Here is a 17,674-nt window from a genome sequence, read left to right on the forward strand (position 1 = left end):
ATCTCCGTCGACGGCGCGGTTGCTCGATCCCGCCGATCGGGCGCGGGCTCCCGCGCCGCACCCGAGCGGGCCGTCCCGGACCGGCGGGTACGCTGGCTGCCGTGCGACGACTGCTCACCCCCGGCTGGCTGGCCGGCCATGCCCTGATGGTGGTCGCCGTCGCGGTTTGTCTGGCCCTCGGCTGGTGGCAGGCGGGCCGTGCCGCCGAGGGAAACACTCTGAGCTGGGCGTACACCTTCGAGTGGCCGCTCTTCGCCGTCTTCACCGTGCTGATCTGGTTCCGGGAGGTCCGGCTGGCCCTGCGCAAGGGCCGTGCCGACGCCGTGTCCCCGGACGTTGAGCCGGTGGTGGAGCGGCCGCGGCCGGTCATCACCCGCCGGGTGAGATCGACCACTGCCGAGGCGGACGAGGCGGCGGATCCGCAGCTGGCCGCGTACAACGAATACCTGGCCTGGCTGAGCGAGCACCCCGAGGCACGACCCGGCGACTATCCCGCTAAGGAGCACCGATGAACGGCGCACTCACCCGCTACCGCATCATCGCCTGGATCGTGGGCGTGCTGCTGGTGACGCTGACCCTGGTCGCCATGCCGATGAAGTACTTCGCCGACAACAACCTCGGCGTGGTGATCATCGCCCCCGTGCACGGCTGGCTGTACGTGGTCTACCTGGCCGCCGTCGGCGACCTGGCCCGCCGGGTGCAGTGGCCGGTGACCCGCATCCTGCTGGTCGCGCTGGCCGGCACGGTGCCGTTCCTGTCGTTCATCATGGAGCGGCGCGTGGTCGGCTGGATCCAGGGCACCGACCGGCAGCCCTCGTTCACAGAAGCGTGAGCTGAACGCCCGTCGCCGGTGCGGCGGGCGCCTCTTCCTCCGGCTCGTTCACGACCAGGTCCCGGGCGAGTTCGTCGCGGGGCAGCAGGCCGTGCCGCCGCATCGCCCGGCGCACCCGCGCGGTGACCAGCCGCTGGTAGTCGGCGCTCGCGAAGGCACGCCGCCCCGGGTAGAGCCGCTCGTAGAGCGGCACCAGCCCCGGATGGTGGGCGCGCAGCCAGCGCAGATACCACTCCCGGGCGCCGGTGCGCAGGTGCAGGACGAGCGGGGTCACGCTCGCCGCGCCCGCCTCCGCCAGCGCCTCCACCGTGGCGTCGACGTGCTCCTCGCCGTCGGTGAGGCCGGGCAGGATCGGCGCCATCAGCACGCCGACCCGCATGCCGGCGTCGGTGAGGCGGCGGACCGCGTCCACCCGGCGGGCCGGGGACGGCGTGCCCGACTCGACCGAGCGCCACAGCCCCTCGTCGAGGAAGCCGACCGACAGCGACACCGACACCCGGGTCCGCGTGGCGGCCCGCGCCAGCAGCGGCAGGTCGCGCAGGATCAGCGTGCCCTTGGTGAGGATCGAGAACGGGTTGGACCAGTCCGACAGGGCCGAGATGATGCCGGGCATCAGCCGGTAGCGCCCCTCGGCCCGCTGGTAGCAGTCGACGTTGGTGCCCATGGCGATGGACTGGCCGCCCCACCGCGGCGCGGCCAGCTCCCGGCGCAGCACCTCGGGCGCGTTCACCTTGACCACGATCTTCGAGTCGAAGTCGTGCCCGGCGTCGAGGTCGAGATACGTGTGCGTGTTGCGGGCGAAGCAGTTGTGGCTGACCACGCCGTTGGCGATGAAGTCGCCGGTGCCCGTCGTGATGTCCCACAGCGGCAGCTCCAGGCCGAGCGGCTCGATCCGCTCCACGTGCAGCGGCACCGCGCCCTTCACCGCGCCCCCCTGCACCGCGCGCCGCCGGGTCACCGCGGGGTCGGTCAGGTGGAAGAAGCGCAGCTTCTCCGGCAGCCCGCCGAGCAGGCGCAGGCTGAGCAGGCCGATCGGGCCGACCCGGTCCTCCACCGCGAACTGGAAGCCGAAGCTCCGCAGCGCCTCGCGGGTCGGCTCGACCAGCTCCACGTCGGTGTGCACGACGCGCCACAGCCCCTGCGTGTGGCTGCCCTCGGCGTCGAAGATTCCGGCCAGGAAACCCTTGGCCCACTCCGGGTCGGGCTCGGCGGGGGGCTGCCGCAGCGTGGTGATCAGGTCCAGATCGCGGCGGGCGTACGTGCTGACGCCGGTGCCCCGGCCCGCCGGCGCGAACTCGGCGGTGTGCGCGCCCGACTCGCGCAGGTAGCCGATCACACGGCTCATCACCTGCGGCTCCTCGGTGGCCAGCCGGAACCGCGGCACGGTGCCGTACGGGTCGCGATAGCCCTGCTCCGGCTCGGGGCGCAGCACGGCGTGCAGGTAACCGCGCCGGTACTCCGGGGACTCCTTGGGCGGCTCGGCGAAACGGCCGGTGCCCATCAGCTTGTTGCCGGTGGTCAGGTGCGGCCGCTGCGCGGCCCCGGCGCGCGCCCCGGTGACGTGCTTCCAGCCCCGGTCGGTGAGGAAGCGGTGGTCGCCGCTGGCCACCAGCTCGGTGCCGTCGCGCAGGGTGACCCGGTAGGCGGGCTTCACGGTGGACCACTTGTCCCGCACGTGGGTCACCGCGTAGCGGCGGTAGGCGCCGTCGCGGACCGTGCCGATGATCGCGTCGCCCACGCGCAGCTCCGCGATGGGCTTGGTGCGCCCGTCCGCCATCAGCACCGGCGTCTCGCCGGCCAGGCAGTACGAGCAGGCGTGGGTGCAGCCCCGGTAGGGGTTGACGGTGTATTCGAACGGCACCCGGCGGTCGTCGCCGCCGGGCACCCGGTTGATCAGCGACTTGGCCCGGACCTCGTAGAACGTCATCCCGGCGAACTCGGGAGTGTCGAACGTACGCACGACCGCGCCGGGCAGCGGCGGCTGCACCGGCGCGGACGCGTCCGGCGGGGTGCTCTCGGTGAGATGACTCCAGCGCACCCCGCTATTCAAACATATGTTCGAAGACTAGGCAGCCTTCGCGTCCGCCTTAACCTGCTCCATGTCGAGCTCGCGCACCTTCTGGATCAGGTCGGTGAACGCCACCTCCGGCAGCGCGCCGGGCTGCGCGTACACGATCACGCCGTCGCGGATCGCCATGATGGTGGGGATCGACTGGATGTTGAAGTGCCCGGCGAGCGCCTGCTGCGCCTCCGTGTCGACCTTGCCGAACGTGATGTCCGGGTTCGCCTCCGCGGCCCGCTCGTAGACCGGCGCGAACCGGACACACGGCCCACACCAGCTCGCCCAGAAGTCGACGAAGGTGATGCCGTCCCCGCCCGTCTTCTCGCCGAAGTTCTCGGTGGTGAACTCCACGGTGCCCATGTTCGTGCTCCTCATTCGATCGAGTGACCAGCGTCCATGTAAACCGCTGGACTGCGTGCCTCATTCCCGACCCGACCACCGTACCCACGGTGATGACACACACAGGGCATAGGACCACAGCTTGGACACGTGGCGGGGGAGGATGGAGGCCATGAGCGCGACCTTCGTGTACGACGGCGACTGCGCCTTCTGCACCGCGTGCGCCCGGTTCATCGAGCGCCGGGTGCCCACCGCCGCCCGGATCGTGCCGTGGCAGCGGGCCGACCTCGCCGCGCTCGGCCTCACCCGCGCGCAGTGCCGGGAAGCCGTGCAATTCGTGACTCCCGGCCGCCCCGTGCTGGCCGGCCCGGACGCCATCGCGGCCCTACTGCGCACCAGCCACGCCGGCTGGCGCCCGATCGGCGGCGCGCTCGCCCGGCCCGGTCTGGGCGCCCTGGCCTGGCCCGTCTACCGGTGGATCGCCCGCCACCGCCACCAGCTCCCGGGCGGCACCGCGGCGTGCGCCGTACCCCCGCGCTAGTCGGGGCGCTTGGGGACCATGACCTTGCGCTTGAAGACGCAGACGAGGGTGCCGTCCTGGTTGTAGCCCCGGGTCTCCACGGCGACCACGCCGCGGTCGGGCTTGGACTCCGACTCGCGCTTGTCCAGCACGGTGGTCTCGCCGTAGATGGTGTCGCCGTGGAAGGTCGGCGCGACGTGGCGCAGGCTCTCGACCTCGAGGTTGGCGATGGCCTTGCCGCTCACGTCCGGCACGGACATGCCCAGCAGCAGCGAGTAGATGTAGTTGCCGACCACCACGTTGCGCTTGAAGTCGGTCTGCGTGGCCGCGTAGTGCGCGTCCAGGTGCAGCGGGTGGTGGTTCATGGTCAACAGGCAGAAGAGGTGGTCGTCGTACTCGGTGACCGTCTTGCCGGGCCAGTGCTTGTAGATCGCCCCGACCTCGAACTCCTCGAAGTAGCGCCCGAACTGCATTGTCCGTCTCCTGCCCCTGGATGCAGTGAACGGCGGGGCCCTCCCCGGCACCCGCCGCCCACGCTTGTGAAAAAGGATTCTGCCTCCAGGGCTACCCGTGAGTACATAAGCCCCGGCGGAGAACTACATCACACACCATCGGCCACCGGTGTTTCTGCGTTTGACACGCTTCGCGGCAAGCGTCCGGGCTCGCGGCATATGCTGACGGCAGGAGGTCGCCATGCCGAGTTTTTCCGCAGCTGATCACCTGATCTCGCGCCAGTTGTACCGGCGGGAGATCGCCCCTCTCACCTTCGAGCCGCACGAGTGGGAGCTGCTGACCCGGCTCCCCGCCCGTGTCATGATCGCCGCCACCTCCGCCGAGCCCGACAGCGACCGCCGTACGGTCGACGAGGGGCTGGCCGGCATCAACGCCATCGCCGCCGGGGCCGACGCCGACTCGGAACTGGTCAAGGCCATCGTCGGCGCGATCTACGCGGAGGCGGACCCGGATCCGCCCGCCGCCGAGCAGTTCCGCGACCCGGACCACGCCATCACCGAGGTGCTGGTGAGCTGCCGCGCGGCGGCGCTGGTCCTCGACTCCCGGGCCACGCCCGCCGACGGGCAGGCGTACCGGAGCTGGCTGGAGTCGATCGCGGACCAGGTCTGCGGCGCCGCCCGCTCGGGCGGCCTGCTGGGCTTCGGCGGGGTCACCCGCAGCCAGGCCGAGCAGCACTTCCTCAGCGAGCTGGGGGACGCCCTGCGCAACGTGTGACCGGTGCCCGATCCCCGGCGGGCCGCCCGCGCGGCGGCACGCCGGGGTCGGCCATGCCCGCCGCCGGTAAGCTGCTGCGCTTGTGAGCAGCGAACACGGCGAATCCGGCGGAGACGAGCTGGAGGTCGGCGTCGGCCCCTGGGCGGGCCCCTGGCCGACGGACGAGCGCTACGACCCCGAGCTGCTGGCCGGTGGCGACCGGCGCAACGTGGTGGACCGGTACCGCTACTGGCGGCGCGAGGCGATCGTGGCGGACCTGGACGCCCGGCGGCACGACTTCCACGTCGCGATCGAGAACTGGCAGCACGACCTCAACATCGGCACCGTCGTGCGCACCGCGAACGCCTTCCTCGCCGCCGAGGTGCACATCGTCGGCCGCCGCCGGTGGAACCGCCGCGGCGCCATGGTCACCGATCGCTACCAGCACGTACGCCACCACGAGTCGATCGGGGAGTTCGCCGGCTGGGCGCATGCGGCGGGCCTGGTGGTAATCGGCATCGACAACCTGCCCGGCAGCCGGCCGCTGGAGACGACCACCCTGCCGCGCCGCTGCGTGCTCCTTTTCGGGCAGGAGGGCCCCGGGCTGTCCGACGGCGCCCGGGCCGCCTGCGACCAGCTGTACTCGATCGCGCAGTACGGCTCGACCCGGTCCGTCAACGCCGGTGTCGCCTCGGCGGTGGCGATGCACGCCTGGATCAGGGCGTACGCGGGCCCGCCGCCGGCCTGACCTGAGGCCGATCTTGGCGAGTGGCTTGACGTGCCCGTTCGCGGGGGCGGACAGTGGGGGTCATGGGGCTCGCGGTGTCATGTCCGCGGTGCGGTGGCGATCTGCGGCCGCCCGGTCTTGCCCACTCCGACTGGGTCTGTGAGCGGGATGGGCCGGTGCCGCCGTTGCACACCGCCCAGCACGTCAATCACGAGGTCTTCGCCTGCGTGGTGAAGCGTGCGGCCGAGACGGGGGTGCCGGTGTGGTGCCCGTGGCCGCTGCCGACGGGGTGGACCGTGACCGGCGTGGCCTGGGTCGGCGACGAGCGCTCCGGCGTGTCGGCCACGGCGCTGGCCTGCAGCGGGCCGACCCCGTTCAGCGACGGCCCGGCGGATGTGCTGCTGGTCGCGGAGGACCCCGGGGTGGGCCTCGGCGCGCGGTACGCCGGCATCCCCGGCCCGGACCCCGGGCCCGGGTTCGCCCACCGGCCCGGCAATCGCGGGCCGGACGCGAAGGTGAAGGCCGACGGGCACCCCACTCCACTGTGGGCGGTGTCCACGCCCGACGACCGCAGTGCGTACGCCGGGGAGGCCCGGGGGCGCTGGCTGTACGCGGTGACCTGGCCCGCGCAGGCCGGCTACCTGCTCAGCGAGGAGGTCGTGCTGCAGGACCTCACCGACTGGCTGCCCGCCGAGCTCGTATACGGCGCGCTCTCCCCGCGCCTGCGCGCGCGCCGCTGAGTCGACTTCCTTACTTTCCTGTTCGGACGCTGCTGGTTTGCCTGGCACGGATGTGTCTTAATGATTCTCGGCAGGCACCGTTACTGATACGCTGAGTCTCGCCACGGCCACCAGTTGTCGAGTGGACACGGCCAGGCGGAGGGGGATAGCCCGACATGCTCAAGAAGATCCTTACGTGGGGCGGCATCGCCTTTTTGATCTTCTTCGTGGCGTTCCGGCCCGATTCTGCGGCGAACGTCGTGAAGACGCTGGGCGGCACTGTCATGGACATCGCCCAGGGTTTCGGTGACTTCTTCGGCAGCCTGGTCGCCTAGCTCCCATGATCGGCGGACTGGGGCCGGAGGAGCCGGGCGAAGAGCAGACTCCGGGCCCTGACGGTCCGGAGTGGTCCGGTCGCCGCGAGCGCGACACGGAGCCCATCCCGCGCACCCGTGCGGAGTCACGCCCGCCCGCCGACGGCGAGTCGCGTGCGGACTCAGGCGATCACACACACTTCGTGGGGACGGCGACCGTGGGAGCGGCCGCCGGTGCGGGGGGCGGTAGAGCCGGCAGTGGAGCCGGTGGCCGGCCCCCCGTCGATCCCGGGGACGGGTCACTGCCGCCGATGGGCGGCGACCTCCCGGACTTCACGGAGGAGGAGCTCGCCGGAGTGCGTTTCGACGCCTCCGGCATGCCCCTGGGCCCGCGCCGGGTGCTGCCGCTGGAGGACGAGCCGAGCGCCATGGTCGCCCGCTACCTGTTCCCCACGGAGCGGTATCGCGGCGAGTGGAAGCGGCACTGGGTGCACCTGACCAACCCGCTGCTGATCGGGATCATCGCCACCTTCGCGCTCGGCTACCTGTCGGGCTTCCTGGCCAAGCAGGACGTGGCCGGCATGTGGGTGGTCGCGGTGGTCATCTGGGCGCTGGTGATGAGCTGGGTCGCCTGGACGGTCGCCGACTGGTACTTCGATCGGTTCATTCTCACCAACAAACGGCTGATGCTGGTGCAGGGACTCATCACGCGGCGCGTCGCGATGATGCCTTTGCTCAAGGTCACCGACATGAAGTACGAGCAGTCCCCGCTGGGTCGAATGCTCAACTACGGCACTTTCGTCCTCGAGTCCGCGGGCCAGGACCAGGCGCTCAGCAAGGTCGAGCACATGCCGAATCCGAACGAGCTCTACCTGCGCATCGTCGAGGAGATGTACGAGCCCGCCGCCGTCGAGGCGCGCCTGGGCCGGGAAGCGGAAGAGGAATAGTCGGATTCCTTCGCCGGAATGTGAAGGTCCGGTGAAAGCCGACAGGAAAATTCCTTACCAGACCTAGATCCGGTAGCACTCGTATGCCAGTCTGTCCGTTGAGGTGACGCATACGGGGTATCCACCTGATACCGGGAACCTGAAGCCGTGCGCGAGCCTCTTACACGGGGTGATGGGCGCGGTCGGACGCGCCTCGGTCGGGCGTCCGTGACGCGCCCGCGATGGGAGGTGCGTCTGTGAGCCACCGGTCGGCGATGGAGGACGAGTTCCGCGAGTTCGTGACCGCACGTTCGGCTGCCCTGCTGCGTACCGCGTACCTGCTGGCCGGTGACTGGGCCACCGCGGAGGACCTGCTGCAGACGGCGCTCACCAAGACCTACCTGGCGTGGAAGCGGCTCGGCCAGATCGAGGCCGTGGAGCCGTACGCCCGGCGGGTGCTCGTCAACACCGCGACCAGCTGGTGGCGGCGGCGCTGGCACGGGGAGCGACCCACCGAATTCCTACCGGAACGGGCCGCACCGGACAATCTCGAAGAACAACTCGAACGCGACGTGCTGTGGAAACATGTCAAAGCTCTGCCGACACGACAACGCGCCGTGCTGGTACTGCGTTTCTACGAGGACATGTCTGAGGCGCAGACAGCCGCCCTGCTGCAGATCTCGCCCGGGACCGTGAAGAGCCAGACCTCTCGCGCCCTGGGCACGCTGCGGCAGCGGCTGGCTGCCGAGGGGGTCACCGGCAGGCTGCCCGCTGTTGCGGCGGCGGCGCCGGCGGTTCCGCGGCAGCGGCCGGACACGGTCGTCACGGAGACGCTCGACCTGCCCACGGGCGAGGCCGCCGTGATGAACGGGTTCACCTCGGTCACCGCACCCGCGGTGCCGGCGCCTCGGGAGGAAGCAGTTCGGCCGGCGCGAGTGCCGGTCGGCCAACCCGGGCGGTGACCATGCTTGAGGACGAGCTGCGTGAGATGTTCGCGGCTCGCGTGCAGACGTCGCCTGCCGCCGCCGATCCCGCGGACCGGGCCATCCGCCGGGCACGCGTCATCAACCGGCGGCGGCAGGGCTTGACCGGCACGATGACCGTGTTCGCGTTCGCGGCGGTGCTCGGCGCGGCGGCCGCGGCGCAGAGCGTAAGTGGCACGCCGTCCGCGGCGGAGGCCGACCGGATCACGTTCGAGGACCTGTTCGCCGGGGCCCAGCAGCCGGTCGCCACCCGCGAGCCGGCGCTGCCGACCATGGCGCTGCCGCTCGACCTGCTCGTCGGCGGCCAGCTGTGGACCAGCGACGGCCAGCGCATCCAGCTGCAGCAGGACGGCGCGGTCGACGCCATCGCCCGGGTGCCGGACGGCTGGGTCTACTCCGACGACACCGCGGTGCGCCTGCTGCCGAGCTCCGCCGACAAACCGGTGACGCTGTCCGGCCGCGCCTCGTGGACGGTGAGCCAGGACGGCGTCCGGGTGGCCGTCAACGACCACGGCACGCTGACCGTGAGCAAGCTGTCCGGCGCCGGCAAGGGCACCCAGGTCGCCTCCTCACCGGTGCCGGAGGCCGCCGTCCCGGTCGGTTTCTTCGGCGACCGGGTAGTGCTGTCCAGCGCGTCCGGTTACGACTACTGGAGCGCGGGCACGGCGCGCTACAGCGAGACCTGGAACGCCGAGCTGCGGGCCGTGTTCGGCACGGCGGGCGGCAGCGCGGCGGTCGGCGTCGTCGAGGGCGCGGACAAGCGGCTCTGCCTGGTCGACGTCACCGCGATCAAGACCGGCCTGAAGATCGGCGCGCGGATGGGCTGCAGCGAGCTGATCAACATGGAGATGATCCGGCGCGGCGCGGCGCTGTCGCCCGACGGCCGCCTGCTCGCGATCATCACGCCGGTCGGCGTACAGATGATCGACCTGCAGCGGGCCCGTGACGCGGCCGCCGGCGACCCCCAGCAGAAGGTCAAGGAACTCCAGGTCGCGGCGAACTGCCCGGTGGAGACCGTGGTCGCGCTGGTGTGGGCGGACAACCAGACGGCGCTGGCCCAGATCGGCGGGGACGCCATCCTGGCCTGCCGCACCGACGGGGCGAAGCTCCAGGTGACCATGCCCAAGGACGTGACCCCGGGGTGGATGCTGATCCCGGCGTTCGGCACAGTCAAGAAATGATCGACCTGCACCTGCACTCGACCGCGAGTGACGGCACCACCCCTCCCGCCGAGCTGATGCGGCAGGCCCACGCGGCCGGCCTCACCGTGGCGGCCCTCACCGATCACGACACCACCAGCGGCTGGGCGGCCGCCGCGGCCGCGCTGCCCGCCGGGCTCACCCTGCTCCCGGGCGCCGAGCTGAGCTGCCGCTGGCACGGCGACGGCGAGTCGATCGGGCTGCACCTGCTGGCCTACCTGTTCGACCCCGGGTACGAGCCGCTGGCCCGGGCGCTGGCCCGGGTGCGCGAGTCACGGCTGGGCCGGGCCGAGCGCATGGTCGCGCTGATGCGGGCCGACGGCGTCCCGATCGACTGGGACGACGTGCTGCGCCACGCCGAGGGCGGCACGGTCGGCCGGCCGCACCTGGCCGCCGCGCTGATCCGGGCCGGGCTGGTCGCCGACACCCAGGAGGCGTTCGCCTCGCGCTGGCTGGGCAGCCGCTACCGCGTACCCAAGGAGGACCTCGACGTCCTCGCCGCGCTGCGGATGGTCAAGGCGGCCGGCGGGGTGACCGTGTTCGCGCACCCCCGCGCGTCGGTGCGCGGCCGGGTCGTCCCGGACGCCGTGTTCGGGCAGCTCGCCGCCGCCGGGCTGGACGGCCTGGAGGCCGACCACCACGACCACAGCCCCGCCGAGCGGGACGAGGTGCGCCGCCACGCCGCCGAGCTGGGCCTGTTCGTCACGGGCAGCTCGGACTTCCACGGCACGCACAAGAAGGTGCGCATCGGCGAATACACCACCGCCCCGGCGGCGCTGGAGCGCATCCTCGCCGCTGCGACCGGCACCACCCCGGTTACGGGAGCCGCCTGATCAGCAGCCGCCGGCATGCTATGCATCCGGTGTGGATTGGAAGTTCTTCGGCGAGGTCTTCGTGACCCTGCTCGTCATCACGGACCCGCCCGGCATGGTGCCCATCTTCCTGGCGCTGACCGGGGCGCTGCCCGCGCGGGAGCGCCACCGGGCCGCCTGGCAGGCGGTGGCGCTGGCGCTCGGCGTCATCGCGGTCTTCGCCGTCGCCGGGCAGACCATCCTGGACTACCTGCACATCCAGCTGCCCGCGCTGCAGGGCGCGGGCGGCCTGCTGCTGGTGCTCGTCGCGCTGGAGCTGCTCACCGGCAAGGCCGACGACCCGGACCAGCAGGCGACCTCCAACATCGCGCTGGTGCCGCTGGGCACCCCGCTGCTGGCGGGCCCCGGCGCCATCGTCGCGACCATGCTGTTCGTGCAGCGCGCCGACCAGCCCGGCGACTACGCGGCGATCGCGCTGGGCATCCTGGCCGTGATGGTCGCGGTCTGGCTGGTGCTGCGCTACTCCGGGTTCATCGTCAAGGTGCTGCGTCCCGGCGGCATCGAGGTGCTGACCCGCATCGCCGGTCTGCTGCTGGCCGCGATCGCGGTCCAGCTGATGGCCGACTCGATCGGCGCCTTCGTGGAGATGTTCACGCAGAGCCACCCGTGAGCGGGGGTGTGGGCGGGTCGGCTGGCCGGTGTCGGGCCGAACTGGGAGGATCGACCGGGTGAGCCGTACCCCCACCCCCTCCGGCCGCCGCACCGGCCGTGGCAGGGACGTCCCCGAGCAGCTCGGCTTCGACCTGATGCCGGAGCGGCTGTTCGTCTGCACCCCGAGCAAGCTCACCGCGTACGCGGACTGCCCGCGCCGCTACCGCCACGCCTACGTCGACCGGCCCGCGCCGCCGAAGGGGCCCGCCTGGGCGCACAACTCCCTCGGCGCGAGCGTGCACACCGCGCTGCGCAACTGGTGGGACGTGCCGGTCGAGCGCCGGGGACCGGCGGCGCTGCCCCGCCTGCTCCGGGCCACCTGGGTGCGCGAGGGCTACCGCGACGACGAGCAGGAGCGGGCCGTCTACGACCGCGCGCTGGGCTGGCTGGAGTCGTACGTGGCCGGGCTCGACCCGGAGCAGTCCCCGCTGGGCGTCGAGCGCACGGTCGCCGCGAAGACGTCGCTGCTGGCGCTGAGCGGCCGCGCCGACCGCATCGACGCGCGCGACGGCGAGGCGGTGATCGTGGACTACAAGACCGGCCGCACCGGGCTGGACGCCGACGACGCGCGGGGTTCGCTGGCGCTGGCCCTGTACGCGTTCGCCGCCGAGCGGGTCTTCCGCCGCCCGTGCCGCACCGTGGAGCTGCACCACCTGCCCACCGGCACGGTCGCCGCGCACGAGCACACGCCCGAGTCGATCGCCCGCCACGTGTCCCGCGCCGAGGACACCGCCCGCGACATCATGGCCGCCGAGCGCTCGCTGGACGAGGGCGCCGACCCGGACGAGGCGTTCCCGACGAACCCGGGCGCCCTGTGCTCCTGGTGCGACTACCGGCGCGTCTGCCCCGCGGGCGCCGACGCCCCCCACCGCGACCCCTGGGCCGCGATCGAGTCCACCGTCCCCACCACCCTGCCCCACCAGCAGCACCCCGACGGCTCCCCGTCGCCCGCGACGCCGTGACGCCCGCGACGCCCGCGGTCCGGCGGCGCAGCCGCCTCGATCATCCGACTTGCCTGGCAGATGGGCGAAAGCGGGCCCAAGATACGCCCAAGTGCCAGGCAAGTTGAGCGATCTTGACCGCGGGCGGGCGGGCGGGGCGGGGCGCGGTGCGACGCGCGTGGTGCGGGGACCCGGGGGTCAGGCGGTGGGGGCGCGGTCTTCGGCGGCGAGGCGCTGGCAGGCGGGGCAGAGGCCCCAGTAGGTGACCTCGGCCTCGTCGAGGGAGAAGCCGTGGGTCTGGCTCGGGTCGAGGCAGGGCGCGGCGCCGGTGGCGCAGTCCACGTCCGCGATCGCGCCGCAGCCGCGGCAGACGATGTGGTGGTGGTTGTCGCCGCTGCGGGCCTCGTAGCGGGCGGGCGAGCCGGCGGGTTCGATCCGCCGGGCCAGGCCCGCGCGGGCGAGCGCGCCGAGCACGTCGTACACCGCCTGGGTGGAGACCGAGTCGAGCCGCTCGCGGGCCTGCCGGGTGATCTCCTCGACCTCGAGGTGACCGCCCTGGCCGAGGATGTCGAGCACGGCGAGGCGCGGCCGGGTCACCCGCAGGCCCCGCGCGCGTAGGAGAGCCTGAGGCTCGTCGCCGCCGTACATGAGAACCATTTCAGCAGGTGGCCTTGATCTGTTCAAGAAATGGACGTACATACGTGGTCCGCGACACTGCCGACGTCCCCCTATCCCATTGACGTGGGCCAGGTCTAGGCTCAGCCTGACCCGTGTCCGGCGATCAACGTGGAGGGACCGTGTTCGGGGAGATTTTCGGCCTGCCGGCGCATCCGCTGCTGGTCCACTTCGGCGTGGTCTTCGGGCCGCTGCTGATCGTGGCGTCGGTGCTCTACGCGCTGGTCCCGGTGCTGCGCAAGCATCTCGGCTGGGTGGTGCTCGGGCTCGGCGTGGCCGCCCCGGCCGCGCTCTGGTTCGCCAAGCTGAGCGGGGAGAATCTCTTCCAGGCGCTGGTCGACAAGGGCTACCCGCCGCAGATCCTCGCCCAGGTCGACCTGCACAAGGACTACGGCGACGCGGCGGCCTGGGCCGGGCTGCTGCTCGGCGCCCTGTCGATCGGGCTGGTGCTGTTCTGCACGTCGGCCGCGCGCAAGCCCGCGACGAGCGGTTCCAAGGCGCTGGTCTACGGCCTGTCCGCGCTGGTCGTGGCCCTGGCCGTGGCCACCGGCTACTACGTCTTCATGACCGGCGACAGCGGCGCCCAGGCGGTGTGGGGCACGATCTGACCGTCAGGTCCGCCACTGGATGCAGGCGATCAGGATCAGCACGACGCCCGCCACGATGCCGAGCACGTTGGTGAACCGGTCCGCGCGGTCCTCGTCGAGGTCGAGCGCGTCGTCGTCGACCTCCGGCAGCCGGCGGGGCGGGCTGAGTCGCTGTGCCAGCTCGGGGTGCCAGCCGGGCGGCGGCGGGACGGCCGCGGGCGGTCCGGGATAGGCCCGCGCGGAGCGCTCGGCGTCCGCATCGTCCGCGCCGGGCGCGGGGCGGCGCCACTGCTCGTCGCCGGGGCCGCTCATCGTGGTGGCCCGGCGACGTGGTGACCGTGCGGCCCGGGTCCTATGCTGCGCTGGTGAGCAGTGAGGCATTCCCCGCCGGTGGCGACGACGACCGCGTCGTCGAGCTGGACGACGACGCGCCCGTCCTGCCCGAGCAGACCCGTGAGGACACGGACCGGGGCTGGGGTGAGCGGTCGTGGACCAACGACGACCGGCTGCGGGACGAACGTCCTCCGCACTGGGACTGATCACCCGCTTCGGCGACGGCGGAGCCTGGGCACCGCCGTACTATAACGCCGAAGCGGACGATACCGTCGAAAATCAGGCGGCAGCGCTCGTGGAGCTGCTCGACGAGCTGCTGCTGGTGCTGCTGCTCGACGGCGTGCTGCTCGACGAGCCGCTGCTGCTGCTCGACGAGGTCGAGGCCGCGGGGGCCGAGCCGGAGCCGCCGCCGCGCGAGTCGGTGCGGTAGAAGCCGGAACCCTTGAACACCACGCCGACCGAGGAGAACAGCTTGCGCAGGGAGCCCTCGCAGGTCGGGCACACGGTCAGCGGCTCGTCCGCGAACGACTGCACGGCCTCCAGTTGGTGGCCGCAAGCGGTGCAGGCGTACTGGTAGGTGGGCACGTTCCCCTCCATGATCATTGCTGGCACTCTGGTGTACCGAGTGCTAATAGTGCCTGACACCCGGCCGGGAAGCCAAGTGTCTGTCGCCGACCCCACTGCCGCGGTCAGCCGGGAATGCGCACCAGGCCGGACGGCATGAGCACGCCGGTCACCCGCTGGTCGTGCGGCTCGGCGGGCACCCGCTCCACCAGTTCCCCGTCGTGGAGCAGCGCGATCACCGCCGTGCCGGGGCGCACCCGGGCCAGCGCCCGGTCGTAGCTGCCGCCGCCGCGCCCCAGCCGCAGCCCGCTCCGGTCGACGGCCAGCGCGGGCACCAGTACCAGCGCCGCCTCAGTGATACCGGTCACGCCACAGCGGGGGCCGGTCGGCTCCCGCAGCCCGAAGGCGGCCGGGACGAGGGCGTCCGGGCCGGTGTACGCGGCCCAGTCGAGGTCGCGGTCCGGCCGCAGCACCGGCAGCAGCACCCGGGTCACGCCGGGCAGGGCGGCGAGCCGGGCCGGCAGCTCGGGGCCGCCGGGCTCGCCGGGCAGCGGCGCGTACGCGCAGACGGTCCATCCCGCGTCCGGCCGGACCAGGGCGGACAGCCGGGCAGCGAGTGCCGCGTCGGCCGCGGCGACGGCCGCCGGGGTCATCGCGCGCCGGGCGGCGAGCAGCGGCAGGCGCGCCTCCCGCTTCGCCGCCGCGGAGGGCACCGAAAAAACGGAATATTCACTCATAACGTCCTCAGAGGGTATAACCGTCGCATCCTGGCGCGGCGTCGGCCGTTGACACCGATGACTTCACCGCCGAGGGGGAAAGTGTGACACTGCGCGCACGGCTCACCACCGCATTCCTGGCGGTGGTCCTCAGCCCCGTCCTCATCGGTGCCCTCTTCGTGGGCACCATGGTCAGCAAGCTCACGCACGAGCGGGCGACCGAGCGGCTCACCGTGGCCGCCGGCTCGGTGCGCACGTCGGTCGGCGCGCTCTGCGGCCAGCTGCGCGCCGTCGCCGAGGGCGTCGCCGCGGCCCCGGCCGACCAGCGCCTGGCCACCGCCCAGCGCATGGTGTCGGCCGGCCTGGCCGACGGCGTGCACATCGACAACGGCGTCGACGGCGCCACCACCGCGCAGGCGCCCGCGCCGCCGTGGGCCGACTGCGCGGGTCCCGACCCGCAGGTCGTCTCCGACGCGGTGGCCGGCTTCGAGGCGCTGTCCGCGCGGGTGCCGGTGGCCGGGCCGGGCGGCGAGCCCACCGGCACCGTATCCGCCGCGATCGCCGTCGACGGCGACCTCGTCCGCCGCCTGGCCCAGGCCAGCGGCGCGCAGCTCACCCTGCTGCCCGGCACCGGGCTGATCCCCGGCGCGGGGGCCGCCGCGCCCGAACCAGACCTCGCGGAGCTGCCGGACGACACGTTCGCCGACGACGCCGCCGAGGACGGGGTCGGTGCGACCCTCGGCGACGCGGTGGGCGAACTCGCCGGGGCCGCCGCGGGTGACGTCACCGGCGCGGCAGCGGGCGGCCTGCCGGTCGACGACCCCACCGCGGACGGTCCGAACCAGCCGCTCGGCGATCCGGCGGCGATGGCGGGAGAGCCCGGCGACGAGGCCGGCCCGCAGACGGTCCCGCTGGAGCCCGAGCCCGCCGCGCCGCCCGCGGGCGCCGGGCCGGTGCACACCACCATGCTGGGCAGCGACGCCGCCACGATCACCGGGTACGCCGCGACGCTGGGCGAGGGTGCGGTCGGCGCGGCCGGCAACGGGCATCTCGTCGCGCGCCTCGGGCCGGTGCCCGGGGAGCCGCTGCCGCTGGCCGTGTCGCTGCCCGCGCGCCCGCCGACCGGCCTCTACCTGCTGCTCACCGTGGTCGTGCTGGTCACCGCCGCGGTGGCGGTGACGGTGGCGTGGTGGCTCGCGCGCACCGCGACCGAGCCCGTGGTCGAGCTGGCCCTCGCCGCCGACCGCGTCGCCGGCGGCGACCTGGACGCCCGGGTGCCGGTGCGCGGCAACGACGAGATCGGCCGCCTGGCCACGGCCTTCAACCACATGACCCGCGAGCTGCACACGTACGTCGCCGCGCTGACCGCCAGCCGTGACCAGCTGCGCGGGCACCTGGGCGTGCTCGGCGACACCCTGTCCAGCACGCACGACCTGGACCGGATCCTGCGCGTCATCCTGCAGACCGCCCGGCACGCCACCGGCGCGTCGGCGGGCGTGGTGCTGCTGGCCGACCCGGCCACCGGGGCGCTGGTCGGCCAGTGCACCGAGGGCCTGTCCGAGCAGTGGACCACCGGCGAGCGGGGCACCCTGCGGGTGCCGTACGGGCTGGGCCTGACCGGCTCCGTCGCGGCCACCGGCGTACCGCGCATCGGCCGCGTCGAGCACGACGGGCCGCGGCTGGACCCGGGCGAGCCGGACTGCCGCACGTACATGGTGGTGCCGTTCTCCGCGCCGGGGCTGGGCGAGGCGAGCGCGTTCCCGCAACCCGGGGCGCTGCCGGCGGCGCGCGGCGTGCTGGCCCTCTACGACCGGCTGGGGCGCGACGAGTTCGACGACTCCGATCTGGTCACCCTGCGCACCTTCGCCGGGCAGGCCGCCGTGGCGGTGGACAACGTACGCGTACACGAGGAGGCCCAGCGGCTGTCCGTCACCGACCCGCTGACCGGCCTGTTCAACTACCGCTCGCTGCGGGACTCGCTGCGCCGGGAGTCCGAACGCGCCGCTCGGTTCGGCCGGCGGCTGTGCGTGCTCGCGCTGGACCTGGACCGGTTCAAGGAGATCAACGACAGCTACGGCCATGCCGCCGGCGATGCCGTGCTGGCCGAGTTCGCCCAGCGCATCCGGTACGAGATCCGCGAGGTCGACGTGGCGTTCCGGCACGGCGGCGAGGAGTTCGTGGTGCTGCTGCCGGAGACCGACGAGGTGGGCGGCGTCGCGGTGGCCGAGCGGCTGTGCGACGCGGTGCGCCGCGAACCGATCGTGGTCCCGGCGCGCGACGGCGGAGCCGACCTCTACATCAAGGTCACCGTCTCGATCGGACTGGCCGTACTGCCGGATCACGGACAGCAGGGCGCGGCGGTGCTCCAGGCCGCCGACGAAGCCCTGTACGCGGCCAAGGCCGCAGGCCGGGACACGTTCCAGGTGGCCGCCCTCGGCGGGCTCCTCATGGCTTCCGGCGGCGCGTCGAGCAGCCCACAAGCCCCCAGACAGGCTCGGGGCCGTTAGT

At 72.9% G+C, this 17,674-nt stretch carries 23 protein-coding genes and 1 pseudogene; 17 read left to right on the forward strand and 7 right to left on the reverse strand.

All coding sequences use genetic code 11. The features are described from left to right. Nucleotides 1-101 precede the first annotated feature (101 nt). Both CS0771_RS08910 and CS0771_RS08915 read left to right on the forward strand, forming a co-directional pair. Nucleotides 102-512, forward strand: a complete 411-nt coding sequence (locus tag CS0771_RS08910; protein ID WP_212840571.1) for a hypothetical protein — start codon at nucleotides 102-104, stop codon at nucleotides 510-512. Further along, on the forward strand, nucleotides 509-832 hold the full coding sequence (locus CS0771_RS08915) for a DUF3817 domain-containing protein (RefSeq protein ID WP_203747890.1): 324 nt from the start codon (nucleotides 509-511) through the stop codon (nucleotides 830-832). The genes CS0771_RS08910 and CS0771_RS08915 overlap by 4 nt, the downstream gene beginning before the upstream one ends. On the opposite strand, the gene CS0771_RS08920 is transcribed toward CS0771_RS08915, so the two are convergent. Both CS0771_RS08920 and CS0771_RS08925 read right to left on the reverse strand, forming a co-directional pair. Further along, a complete protein-coding gene (locus tag CS0771_RS08920; RefSeq protein ID WP_212840572.1) occupies nucleotides 819-2,870 on the reverse strand; it encodes an intein-containing Rv2578c family radical SAM protein in 2,052 nt (683 codons plus the stop codon). The genes CS0771_RS08915 and CS0771_RS08920 overlap by 14 nt on opposite strands. Nucleotides 2,871-2,897: 27 nt before the next feature. Next, nucleotides 2,898-3,254 (reverse strand): co-chaperone YbbN, encoded by a 357-nt coding sequence (locus CS0771_RS08925; protein ID WP_212840573.1) that lies wholly within the window; start codon nucleotides 3,252-3,254, stop codon nucleotides 2,898-2,900. Nucleotides 3,255-3,405: 151 nt separating this feature from the next. Here CS0771_RS08925 and CS0771_RS08930 point away from each other — a divergent pair, with 151 nt between their 5' ends. Continuing rightward, nucleotides 3,406-3,774 carry a thiol-disulfide oxidoreductase DCC family protein gene (locus tag CS0771_RS08930; protein WP_371821372.1) on the forward strand — a complete coding sequence of 123 codons (369 nt, stop codon included), beginning with the start codon at nucleotides 3,406-3,408 and terminating at the stop codon, nucleotides 3,772-3,774. On the opposite strand, the gene CS0771_RS08935 is transcribed toward CS0771_RS08930, so the two are convergent. Continuing rightward, nucleotides 3,771-4,277 (reverse strand): MaoC family dehydratase, encoded by a 507-nt coding sequence (locus CS0771_RS08935; RefSeq protein WP_371821373.1) that lies wholly within the window; start codon nucleotides 4,275-4,277, stop codon nucleotides 3,771-3,773. The two genes, CS0771_RS08930 and CS0771_RS08935, sit on opposite strands and share 4 nt — an antisense overlap. 169 nt (nucleotides 4,278-4,446) lie before the next feature. Here CS0771_RS08935 and CS0771_RS08940 point away from each other — a divergent pair, with 169 nt between their 5' ends. The 10 genes from CS0771_RS08940 (at nucleotide 4,447) to CS0771_RS08985 (ending at nucleotide 12,312) form a co-directional block, all read left to right on the forward strand. Beyond that, on the forward strand, nucleotides 4,447-4,980 hold the full coding sequence (locus CS0771_RS08940) for a hypothetical protein (protein WP_244870690.1): 534 nt from the start codon (nucleotides 4,447-4,449) through the stop codon (nucleotides 4,978-4,980). 82 nt (nucleotides 4,981-5,062) lie between these two features. Continuing rightward, on the forward strand, nucleotides 5,063-5,707 hold the full coding sequence (locus CS0771_RS08945; protein ID WP_212840575.1) for an RNA methyltransferase: 645 nt from the start codon (nucleotides 5,063-5,065) through the stop codon (nucleotides 5,705-5,707). Between the two features lie 62 nt (nucleotides 5,708-5,769). Further along, nucleotides 5,770-6,426 (forward strand): DUF6758 family protein, encoded by a 657-nt coding sequence (locus CS0771_RS08950; protein ID WP_212840576.1) that lies wholly within the window; start codon nucleotides 5,770-5,772, stop codon nucleotides 6,424-6,426. Between the two features lie 155 nt (nucleotides 6,427-6,581). After that, complete coding sequence (locus CS0771_RS08955) at nucleotides 6,582-6,740, forward strand: hypothetical protein (RefSeq protein ID WP_170213147.1); 159 nt, start codon at nucleotides 6,582-6,584, stop codon at nucleotides 6,738-6,740. Nucleotides 6,741-6,745: 5 nt separating this feature from the next. Continuing rightward, nucleotides 6,746-7,666, forward strand: coding sequence for a PH domain-containing protein (locus tag CS0771_RS08960; RefSeq protein ID WP_212840577.1), 921 nt, complete (start codon nucleotides 6,746-6,748; stop codon nucleotides 7,664-7,666). Nucleotides 7,667-7,920: 254 nt separating this feature from the next. Beyond that, nucleotides 7,921-8,607, forward strand: a complete 687-nt coding sequence (locus CS0771_RS08965; RefSeq protein WP_212840578.1) for a SigE family RNA polymerase sigma factor — start codon at nucleotides 7,921-7,923, stop codon at nucleotides 8,605-8,607. 2 nt (nucleotides 8,608-8,609) lie between these two features. Then, nucleotides 8,610-9,809 (forward strand): hypothetical protein, encoded by a 1,200-nt coding sequence (locus CS0771_RS08970; RefSeq protein ID WP_212840579.1) that lies wholly within the window; start codon nucleotides 8,610-8,612, stop codon nucleotides 9,807-9,809. Continuing rightward, the gene (locus CS0771_RS08975) at nucleotides 9,806-10,660 is read left to right on the forward strand and encodes a PHP domain-containing protein (RefSeq protein WP_212840580.1); all 855 of its coding nucleotides are present in this window, start codon (nucleotides 9,806-9,808) and stop codon (nucleotides 10,658-10,660) included. Before CS0771_RS08970 ends, CS0771_RS08975 begins: the two co-directional genes overlap by 4 nt. A gap of 31 nt (nucleotides 10,661-10,691) precedes the next feature. After that, nucleotides 10,692-11,309 carry a MarC family protein gene (locus tag CS0771_RS08980; protein ID WP_212840581.1) on the forward strand — a complete coding sequence of 206 codons (618 nt, stop codon included), beginning with the start codon at nucleotides 10,692-10,694 and terminating at the stop codon, nucleotides 11,307-11,309. 136 nt (nucleotides 11,310-11,445) lie between these two features. Then, nucleotides 11,446-12,312: a PD-(D/E)XK nuclease family protein gene (locus tag CS0771_RS08985; protein WP_212845712.1), complete on the forward strand. Its 867-nt coding sequence runs from the start codon at nucleotides 11,446-11,448 to the stop codon at nucleotides 12,310-12,312. Between the two features lie 177 nt (nucleotides 12,313-12,489). Here CS0771_RS08985 and CS0771_RS08990 read toward each other — a convergent pair whose 3' ends face one another. Beyond that, nucleotides 12,490-12,948, reverse strand: coding sequence for a Fur family transcriptional regulator (locus tag CS0771_RS08990; protein WP_212840582.1), 459 nt, complete (start codon nucleotides 12,946-12,948; stop codon nucleotides 12,490-12,492). A 140-nt stretch (nucleotides 12,949-13,088) separates the two neighbouring features. On the opposite strand from CS0771_RS08990, the gene CS0771_RS08995 reads away from it, so the two are divergent. Continuing rightward, on the forward strand, nucleotides 13,089-13,574 hold the full coding sequence (locus tag CS0771_RS08995) for a DUF2231 domain-containing protein (protein WP_212840583.1): 486 nt from the start codon (nucleotides 13,089-13,091) through the stop codon (nucleotides 13,572-13,574). Nucleotides 13,575-13,577: 3 nt separating this feature from the next. Here CS0771_RS08995 and CS0771_RS09000 read toward each other — a convergent pair whose 3' ends face one another. Then, nucleotides 13,578-13,865, reverse strand: coding sequence for a translation initiation factor 2 (locus CS0771_RS09000; protein WP_212840584.1), 288 nt, complete (start codon nucleotides 13,863-13,865; stop codon nucleotides 13,578-13,580). Nucleotides 13,866-13,918: 53 nt separating this feature from the next. Between CS0771_RS09000 and CS0771_RS09005 the strand changes: the two genes are divergently transcribed. Together CS0771_RS09005 and CS0771_RS39230 are read left to right on the forward strand one after the other, a co-directional pair. After that, nucleotides 13,919-14,092 (forward strand): hypothetical protein, encoded by a 174-nt coding sequence (locus CS0771_RS09005; protein WP_212846307.1) that lies wholly within the window; start codon nucleotides 13,919-13,921, stop codon nucleotides 14,090-14,092. A gap of 89 nt (nucleotides 14,093-14,181) precedes the next feature. Next, entirely contained in the window at nucleotides 14,182-14,316 is a 135-nt protein-coding gene (locus tag CS0771_RS39230; RefSeq protein ID WP_256442893.1) for a hypothetical protein, read from the forward strand. 14 nt (nucleotides 14,317-14,330) lie between these two features. Here the strand turns inward: CS0771_RS39230 and CS0771_RS38610 are convergent. Together CS0771_RS38610 and CS0771_RS09015 are read right to left on the reverse strand one after the other, a co-directional pair. After that, nucleotides 14,331-14,489 (reverse strand): annotated as a pseudogene (locus CS0771_RS38610) (FmdB family zinc ribbon protein); the annotation flags it as partial. Nucleotides 14,490-14,575: 86 nt separating this feature from the next. Then, a complete protein-coding gene (locus CS0771_RS09015; RefSeq protein ID WP_212840585.1) occupies nucleotides 14,576-15,187 on the reverse strand; it encodes a 5-formyltetrahydrofolate cyclo-ligase in 612 nt (203 codons plus the stop codon). Nucleotides 15,188-15,270: 83 nt separating this feature from the next. On the opposite strand from CS0771_RS09015, the gene CS0771_RS09020 reads away from it, so the two are divergent. After that, on the forward strand, nucleotides 15,271-17,673 hold the full coding sequence (locus tag CS0771_RS09020; protein ID WP_244870691.1) for a diguanylate cyclase: 2,403 nt from the start codon (nucleotides 15,271-15,273) through the stop codon (nucleotides 17,671-17,673). The last annotated feature ends 1 nt before the right edge of the window (nucleotide 17,674 follow it).

It is taken from the genome of Catellatospora sp. IY07-71 (assembly GCF_018326265.1).
Taxonomy (GTDB): Bacteria; Actinomycetota; Actinomycetes; order Mycobacteriales; family Micromonosporaceae; genus Catellatospora.

What these genes read in the sequence shown, in the direction of transcription:
- CS0771_RS08915 (WP_203747890.1), top strand. Translation starts at nt 509, where the DNA reads ATGAACGGCGCACTCACCCGCTACCGCATCATCGCCTGGATCGTGGGC.
- CS0771_RS08925 (WP_212840573.1), bottom strand. Translation starts at nt 3,254, where the DNA reads ATGGGCACCGTGGAGTTCACCACCGAGAACTTCGGCGAGAAGACGGGC.
- CS0771_RS08930 (WP_371821372.1), top strand. Translation starts at nt 3,406, where the DNA reads ATGAGCGCGACCTTCGTGTACGACGGCGACTGCGCCTTCTGCACCGCG.
- CS0771_RS08940 (WP_244870690.1), top strand. Translation starts at nt 4,447, where the DNA reads ATGCCGAGTTTTTCCGCAGCTGATCACCTGATCTCGCGCCAGTTGTAC.
- CS0771_RS08950 (WP_212840576.1), top strand. Translation starts at nt 5,770, where the DNA reads ATGGGGCTCGCGGTGTCATGTCCGCGGTGCGGTGGCGATCTGCGGCCG.
- CS0771_RS08955 (WP_170213147.1), top strand. Translation starts at nt 6,582, where the DNA reads ATGCTCAAGAAGATCCTTACGTGGGGCGGCATCGCCTTTTTGATCTTC.
- CS0771_RS08960 (WP_212840577.1), top strand. Translation starts at nt 6,746, where the DNA reads ATGATCGGCGGACTGGGGCCGGAGGAGCCGGGCGAAGAGCAGACTCCG.
- CS0771_RS08965 (WP_212840578.1), top strand. Translation starts at nt 7,921, where the DNA reads ATGGAGGACGAGTTCCGCGAGTTCGTGACCGCACGTTCGGCTGCCCTG.
- CS0771_RS08970 (WP_212840579.1), top strand. Translation starts at nt 8,610, where the DNA reads ATGCTTGAGGACGAGCTGCGTGAGATGTTCGCGGCTCGCGTGCAGACG.
- CS0771_RS08975 (WP_212840580.1), top strand. Translation starts at nt 9,806, where the DNA reads ATGATCGACCTGCACCTGCACTCGACCGCGAGTGACGGCACCACCCCT.
- CS0771_RS08985 (WP_212845712.1), top strand. Translation starts at nt 11,446, where the DNA reads ATGCCGGAGCGGCTGTTCGTCTGCACCCCGAGCAAGCTCACCGCGTAC.
- CS0771_RS08990 (WP_212840582.1), bottom strand. Translation starts at nt 12,948, where the DNA reads ATGGTTCTCATGTACGGCGGCGACGAGCCTCAGGCTCTCCTACGCGCG.
- CS0771_RS09000 (WP_212840584.1), bottom strand. Translation starts at nt 13,865, where the DNA reads ATGAGCGGCCCCGGCGACGAGCAGTGGCGCCGCCCCGCGCCCGGCGCG.
- CS0771_RS09015 (WP_212840585.1), bottom strand. Translation starts at nt 15,187, where the DNA reads ATGAGTGAATATTCCGTTTTTTCGGTGCCCTCCGCGGCGGCGAAGCGG.